The sequence below is a fragment of the Protofrankia sp. CiP1_Cm_nod3 genome, assembly GCF_982290655.1.
The window spans coordinates 41,847-48,849 of record NZ_CEVIVD010000026.1 but is presented as its reverse complement, the minus strand read 5'-3'; the positions used below and the strand labels follow the sequence as shown (position 1 = coordinate 48,849).

Genomic DNA, 7,003 nt, shown 5'->3' with positions numbered 1-7,003 from the left:
CCAGGAACACCGGTCCTGCCAGGAACACCGGCCGGAGGATTCCACCGGATAGGTTCGGTGGGTCATGTCGACCTTGTCCCGTCGGAGTTCGGTCGAGAATACGATGTTCGGTTGCGAAGGCGATTCCTGGTTGATGCCGGCTGCCCGATTGCCTGTTGGTTGTTCCTTTTTTGGCTGACGTGACGTGGCGTGGCCGGTTGTGGGGCCGTGGGTCGAAGACCTGGTGGAGCATCCGCGCGTCGCTGGTGGGCACAACGACGACAGCGACGACGAGAGGGGTGGTCCGGGATGGCTGGGGACTTCACGAGGGTTGGCGTGGTGGGGCTTGGCACCATGGGCGCGGGGATCGCCGAGGTGCTGGCGCGCGCCGGTATCGAGGTGGTGGGCGTCGAGCACGACGACAGGGCGCTGGCCCGGGGGCTCGGCCGGATCCGTCACTCGACCGACCGGGCGGTCGATGGCGGCAAGCTGACCGGGGCCGGCCGGGACGCGCTGTTCGCCCGGATCCACGCCGGCACCGACCTGTCGGCGGTGGCGGACTGCCGGCTGGTCATCGAGGCGGTGCCCGAGCGGCTCGAGGACAAGCGGGCGGTCCTCGCCGACCTGGACGCGCTGTGCCCGTCCGGGACCATCATCGCCACGAACACCAGCTCGCTGTCCGTCACCGAACTGGCCACCGGGACGTCCCGGTCGTCCCGGGTCATCGGCACCCACTGGTTCAACCCGGCGCCGGTCATGGGGCTGGTCGAGATCGTCCGCACGGTCGTCACCGACGCCACCGTGCTGGCGGACGTCGAGGCCCTCGTCACGAAGGTCGGCAAGACCGCGGTGATCGCCGCGGACCGGGCCGGCTTCATCGTCGACGCCCTGCTGTTCGGCTACCTCAACAGCGCCGTGCGGATGCTGGAGGCGCACTACGCCACCCGGGAGGACATCGACGCGGCCATGCGGCTGGGCTGCGGGCACCCGATCGGCCCGCTCGCGCTGCTCGACCTGATCGGGCTCGACTCGGCCTACGAGATCCTGGACTCGGTCCACCGCACCTCCCATGACCACCTGCACGCCCCGGCGCCGCTGCTGCGGCAGCTGGTCGCGGCCGGGATGCTCGGCCGCAAGACCGGGCGCGGCTTCTACACCTATGCCGCCCCGGACACGTCCGAGATCGTCGACACGGTGCCGGCGGCCGGGCCCGCGGCCGGCACCGGGAGCGGGCCCGGCCCGGTGACAGGGCCGGTGGCCCGGCCGGTGCGGGCGGTGGGCATCGTCGGCAGCGGGACGATGGCCGCCGGGATCGTCGAGGTCTGCGCCCGCCACGGCTACGACGTGGTGTTCCACGCCCGCGGCGAGGAGAAGATCGCCGCTGTCCGCAAGAAGCTGGAAGGCTCGCTCGAGCGGGGCGTCGAGAAGGGGAGGATCTCCCTGGACGGCCGGGCCGCCGCCCTGTCCCGGGTGCGGGGCAGCACCGACCTGGCCGCCCTCGCCGGCTGCGACCTCGTCATCGAGGCGGTCGTGGAGGATCTCGCGGTCAAGCGGGCCCTGTTCGCCGCGCTCGACGCGGTGGCACGCCCGGGGGCGGTGCTGGCGACAACCACATCGTCCCTGCCGGTGGTCGAGTGCGCGGCCGCCACCGCCCGCCCGTCCGACGTGGTGGGGATGCACTGGTTCAACCCGGCGCAGGTGATGCGCCTGGTGGAGATCGTGCCCACCGTCCTGACCGCGGGCGACGTCACCGCCACGGCCTTCGAGGTGGCACGGGCGATGGGTAGGCATCCGGTGCGCTGCGGTGACCGGGCCGGTTTCATCGTCAACGCCCTGCTGTTCCCCTACCTCAACGACGCGGTGAAGATGCTGGCGGACCACTACGCGGACATCGACACCATCGACACGGCGATGACGGTCGGCTGCGGGCATCCGATGGGGCCGTTCGCGCTCGTCGACGTCGTCGGCCTGGATGTGACGCTTGCCATCCAGCGCGCTCTGTACCAGGAGTTCCGGGAGCCCGGCCACGCGCCGGCTCCGCTGCTCGAACACCTTGTCAGAGCGGGTTATCTCGGCCGCAAGACCCGGCGCGGGTTCCGGGTCCACTGATCGGGTGCACCGGTCGCGGGGCTGCTGTGGTGTCGGCCCTGTCGCCTACCATGGCGCCGTACGGCGTGATTCGTCACCAACACGCCGGCCCCTGCTGCCGCACCCGGAGGATGCCGCGATGATCCCGCTGGACAAGCTGGACAAGGACGCCGTCCGGGAGCTGGGCCGCGAGATCGTGACGTTCCTGCCCGACTTCGTGGTGATGCTCAGGAAGGTCCTGGCCGATCCGCGGGTCTCCCAGTCGGCCAAGCTGGAGGCGGCCGGGGCGCTGGCGTATCTGGTGTCCCCGAAGAACCGGCTGACGAACCTGATCCCGGTGGTGGGCCAGCTCGACGATGTCGCGATCGTGGCCTTCGCGTTCCGCCGGCTGGAGATCGGTGCCGGTGAGGCCGTGCTGCGGGAGCACTGGCGCGGCAGCGAGCGGGCCTTCCAGCTCCTGCTGGGCGCGTCCGCCGCCCTGTCGTCGCCGCGGGGGATGATCCGTAAGGCGAAGCTGGTGAAGACGATCGCCGCGTCGACCGCCAACCGGATCGGCGTTTCCCGGCGTCCCCCGGCGGGTGGCGCGGACCCGCATCGGATCATCGAGGGTGAGGTCGTCGACCGGACGTCGGCGACGCGCCCGCAATGACCCGGCGCCGGTCCCGACGGGCGCGGGCGCAGGCGCAGGGGCAGGCGCAGGCATCGCAGGCACCGCAGGCACCCGTGATCGTCGGATCCGAGACGACCGAACAGCACCCGGACGGCGACTGGGTCGTCCGCCGGGTCAGCGGCGCGGCCGCGTGGAAGTACTACCGCTGTCCCGGATGCGAGCAGGAGATAGTCCCGGCCACCCCGCACGTGGTGTGCTGGCTGGACGACCAGGTCGCCGACCGCAGGCACTGGCACACGATCTGCTGGGCCCATCGCGACCGCCGGAATCCGTCGGGCCGGTCGCGGCCGGGCGGCTGATCCGGCCCGGGATCCCGGCCCGCGATCCCGGCCCGCGATCCCGGCCCGAATACGGCCGCGGGCCCGTGCCCCGCGGACGGGGCCCGGGTCAGGAGTGGACGGCGGCGGGCTGTTCGGCGTCCACCGGTTCCGGATCCACGCCGGGATTCACGCTGAGATCCAGCGGGGCCATCGCCGCGGCCAGCCGGTCGCGCAACTGGCCGAGCTGAGTGGTCACCTGGTCGCGTTGCCGGCCGAGGTCGGCGAGCCGGCGCCGGGAGTCGTTCTCGGCCCTCTCGGCCGCTTCCCGGGCGCTGGTGACGATCTGCTCCGCCTGCGCCTCCGCCGTAGCGACGATCTCCTGAGCCTTTGTCTCGGCCTCCCGGATCGTCCGTTCGCGGGTACGCTGCGCGTCGGCGTGGGTCTGCCGGGCCTCCTCCAGCGCGACCTCGGCCTCCCGGGTCCGCTCGGCGCGGACGGCGGCGGCCTCTTCCTCGGCAAGCTGGAGGATCTTGGTGATCCGCCCGCCGAACTCCTCCCAGGCCGGCCGGTTGGCGGCCAGATCGTCACGCAGGGTGGCCGCCTCGATGGCGGCCTCCGAGGCGGCGGCCTCGGCCGCGGCCCGATGCGACTCAGCTTCCCGCAGCTGTTCGACGAGCCAGTTGACATGTGCCCTGACCTGATGCGGATCGTAGCCGCGACGAACCAGATCGAACTCCGGCGAGGCGTCCCCACCACCGGACATCGGGATGAGATCGGTTTGTTCGGTCATGGGACATCAGCGTGCCAGACCACTGCCATGGTTGACCTCCTCGGGGCCGGTGAACCGACGTACATCGAGTCTCCCGGAAAGTGCGCCGATCGCCAGGTTTGTGCTCGAGAAACCCGGCGTTGCGGGTACCCCGTATCCAATACCCCTACACCCCGCGGAAGCGGTTGATCTGGGTGAGGTGACGCTCGCGCGTCGCCTGGTCGCGGACGCCGAGGCCCTCGGCGGGGGCGAGGCAGAGCACCCCGACCTTGCCCTGGTGGAGGTTGCGGTGGACGTCGTGGGCGGCCTGCCCGGTCTCGGTCAGCGGGTACACCCGGGAGAGAGTCGGATGGATCAGGCCCTTGGCGATCAGCCGGTTGGCCTCCCACGCCTCGCGGTAGTTCGCGAAATGCGACCCGATCACGCGCTTGAGGTTCATCCACAGGTAGCGGTTGTCGTAGGAGTGCATGAAGCCGCTGGTGGAGGCGCAGGTCACGATCGTCCCGCCGCGCCGGGCGACGTAGACGGAGGCGCCGAAGGTCTCCCGCCCGGGATGCTCGAAGACGATGTCGGGGTCCTCACCGCCGGTGAGCTCCCGGATCTTCCGGCCGAACCGCTGCCATTCCTTCGGGTCCTGGTTGTGCTCGTCCTTCCAGAACCGGTAGTCCTCCTCGGTCCGGTCGATCACCAGCTCGGCGCCCATCCGGCGGACGATCTCCGCCTTCCGGGCGGAGGAGACGACGCAGACCGGGATCGCGCCACCGTTGAGTGCCATCTGCGTCGCGTAGGAGCCGAGCCCGCCGCTGGCACCCCAGATCAGCACCACGTCGCCCTGCTTCATGTTCGCGCCGTTGCGCGACACCAGCTGGCGGTAGGCGGTGGAGTTCACCAGCCCGGGGGCGGCGGCCTCCTCCCAGCTCAGATGCGCGGGTTTCGGCATGAGCTGGTTCGCCTTGACCAGGGCGAGCTCGGCCAGCCCCCCGAAGTTGGTCTCGAAGCCCCAGATGCGCTGCTCCGGGTCGAGCATCGTGTCGTCGTGGCCCTCGGGGCGCTCCAGCTCGACAGACAGGCAGTGGGCCACGACCTCGTCGCCGGGCGCCCAGGCGTGCACTCCGGGCCCGGCGCGCAGGACGACCCCGGCGAGGTCGGAGCCGACCACGTGGTACGGCAGGTCGTGGCGCTTGCCGAGCGGGGAGATCCGGCCGTAGCGCTCCAAGAAGCCGAACGTCGAGAGCGGCTCGAAGATCGACGTCCACACGGTGTTGTAGTTGATCGCGGATGCCATGACCGCGACCAGCGCCTCGCCCGGGCCGAGCTCGGGGGTGGCGACCTCCTCGACGTGCAGGGAACGTCGAGGGTCCTTCTCCTGGGAGGCGAGTCCGGCGAAGATGTTGACGTCCGCCTTGCGAACCACCGCAGCCCGGTACCGCTCGGGCACGCGAAGGTCCGCGAACTCCTTCCGGGGGGTGTCACCGGCAAGAATCGCCTCAGCAATTTCCTTCACGATCGACCTCCCATGCGTCATGTGTGACGTGGGCCAAGATGCTACCGGCGGGTATGCCCAGTAGTCGTCCAGTAGGGGGTGTACTTAGGGGCCGGAAGCGATACAACCTGAGGTGAGAGCAACCATTGGGGGTGGGAGCGCGTCTGATCCGGTGTGACCGCGCCCATGACAGTCGTGGAGGGGTGGCGGCCCGTGCCTGCGCGGAGCGACGCCGCCCGTAGCGAGGTCGCGCGGGACGCCGACGCCGCCCTCACCGTTTTGTACTCGGAACATTACCGGTCGCTTGTCCGTCTCGCCGCTCTCCTGCTTGACGATCTCGGCCTGTGCGAGGAGATCGTCCAGGACGCCTACATCCGTGTGCACGCGGCCTGGGGCCGCCTGCAGGACCGCGAGAAGGCACTCGCCTACCTGCGGCAGACCGTCGTCAACCTGGCACGTTCGACGCTGCGGCGCCGGCTCGTGGCCCTCAAGCACGCGCCCAAGCCGATGCCGCACGCGGCCAGCGCGGAGGAGGGGGCCTACGCCCTGGTCGAACGGGCCGCCGTCGTGCAGGCCCTGCGCGAGCTGCCGCGCCGCCAGCGGGAGGCCGTGGTCCTGCGCTACTACGCCGATCTTTCCGAGGCGGACACCGCGGCGGTCATGCGCTGCAGTGTCGGATCGGTGAAGGCGTACACGTCCCGCGGGCTCGCCGCACTGGGCAGCAAGCTGGAGGGCCTGCGGTGACCGGGCTCGAAGCCGACGAGCTACGCCGGCGTCTCGCCGAGGCGGTCGAACCGCTCCAGGCGTCGCCGGACGCGTACGCGCGCATCCGCGCCAGGGTGCTCCGCCGGCGCCGGATGCGGGTGCCGGCCGCCGCCTTCGGCGGGCTGGCGCTGGCGGGTGTGATCACTATCGCCTACGTGGTGAGTGAGCCCCGTGACTCCACCACCCTGGTCGAACCGGCCACGCCGCCGCTGGCGCAGACGGCCGGCGCGACAGCCGCGCGGGTCCCGACCTCGTCGGCCGCCCATGGCGGCGGCGTGGGCGGCCCGGTCCGCGGGACCATCACCGCGCAGCCCTCGTCGCTGTCCACCTCGCCGGTCACGGAGACCAGCCCGCTGCCGTCCCCGAGCGCGACGGCCGGGCGGCCCAGCGTCTCGCCCAGCAACGTCAACTCTCCGCCCCTGCCGCAGCCGGTGTCCCGGCCGGCGAAAAAGGGCGACGTCGACGGTGACGGCACGGACGACACGACGCAGCTGTCCGGCAACACCCTCGTGGTCACGCTCAGCCGGTTCGGGCCGGCCACGCTGGCGCTGTCGGAGGTGGTGTCGCCACTGACCATCTCGATCGTCGACATCGACGCCGACGGCTACGGCGAGCTGATCGTCCAGACCGGGGGCAACGCCGCCGACACCAGGACGTTCGGCGTGATCAAAATGATCGCGGCCAGGCAGCTGCGGCAGCTGAGCGGGCCGCCGCTGCCGCTGCCGGCCGGTCTTGCGGGCGCCCACGGCGACGGCTTCACCTGCGACGGCCCGACGCCCGGGACGGTGGTCGTCGCCGCCGGCAACGCCACCGGCGGCGCCGCCGGTGACCGGACGTACTCGGTGACGTACACGACCTGGCGGCTGACCGGCGAGAGCTTCCAGACGGTCGGCGCGCCCACATCCGCGACGGTGGACCTGAACACGACCGCGTCACCCTTCACCGCCGGCTGCGGCATCAGCTAGCCCCAGATTTTCGCCCTGCGAAAA

At 71.3% G+C, this 7,003-nt stretch carries 7 protein-coding genes; 5 read left to right on the top strand and 2 right to left on the bottom strand.

The window, feature by feature from the left end:
- Positions 1-288 precede the first annotated feature (288 nt).
- The 3 genes from AC5LUJ_RS07925 (at position 289) to AC5LUJ_RS07915 (ending at position 3,036) form a co-directional block, all read left to right on the top strand.
- Positions 289-2,088 (top strand): 3-hydroxyacyl-CoA dehydrogenase family protein, encoded by a 1,800-nt coding sequence (locus AC5LUJ_RS07925; RefSeq protein ID WP_493464708.1) that lies wholly within the window; start codon positions 289-291, stop codon positions 2,086-2,088.
- Positions 2,089-2,215: 127 nt separating this feature from the next.
- Complete coding sequence (locus AC5LUJ_RS07920) at positions 2,216-2,716, top strand: YkvA family protein (RefSeq protein ID WP_250281328.1); 501 nt, start codon at positions 2,216-2,218, stop codon at positions 2,714-2,716.
- A gap of 74 nt (positions 2,717-2,790) precedes the next feature.
- Positions 2,791-3,036: an Rv1322 family protein gene (locus tag AC5LUJ_RS07915; RefSeq protein WP_250281309.1), complete on the top strand. Its 246-nt coding sequence runs from the start codon at positions 2,791-2,793 to the stop codon at positions 3,034-3,036.
- An 88-nt stretch (positions 3,037-3,124) separates the two neighbouring features.
- Here AC5LUJ_RS07915 and AC5LUJ_RS07910 read toward each other — a convergent pair whose 3' ends face one another.
- Together AC5LUJ_RS07910 and ccrA are read right to left on the bottom strand one after the other, a co-directional pair.
- Positions 3,125-3,787 (bottom strand): sugar-binding protein, encoded by a 663-nt coding sequence (locus AC5LUJ_RS07910; protein WP_250281311.1) that lies wholly within the window; start codon positions 3,785-3,787, stop codon positions 3,125-3,127.
- Positions 3,788-3,932: 145 nt separating this feature from the next.
- Entirely contained in the window at positions 3,933-5,270 is a 1,338-nt protein-coding gene (ccrA, locus tag AC5LUJ_RS07905; RefSeq protein ID WP_250281312.1) for a crotonyl-CoA carboxylase/reductase, read from the bottom strand.
- A gap of 165 nt (positions 5,271-5,435) precedes the next feature.
- On the opposite strand from ccrA, the gene AC5LUJ_RS07900 reads away from it, so the two are divergent.
- Together AC5LUJ_RS07900 and AC5LUJ_RS07895 are read left to right on the top strand one after the other, a co-directional pair.
- Positions 5,436-5,993 carry a SigE family RNA polymerase sigma factor gene (locus AC5LUJ_RS07900; protein ID WP_445548532.1) on the top strand — a complete coding sequence of 186 codons (558 nt, stop codon included), beginning with the start codon at positions 5,436-5,438 and terminating at the stop codon, positions 5,991-5,993.
- Positions 5,990-6,979, top strand: coding sequence for a hypothetical protein (locus AC5LUJ_RS07895; RefSeq protein ID WP_250281314.1), 990 nt, complete (start codon positions 5,990-5,992; stop codon positions 6,977-6,979). Before AC5LUJ_RS07900 ends, AC5LUJ_RS07895 begins: the two co-directional genes overlap by 4 nt.
- The last annotated feature ends 24 nt before the right edge of the window (positions 6,980-7,003 follow it).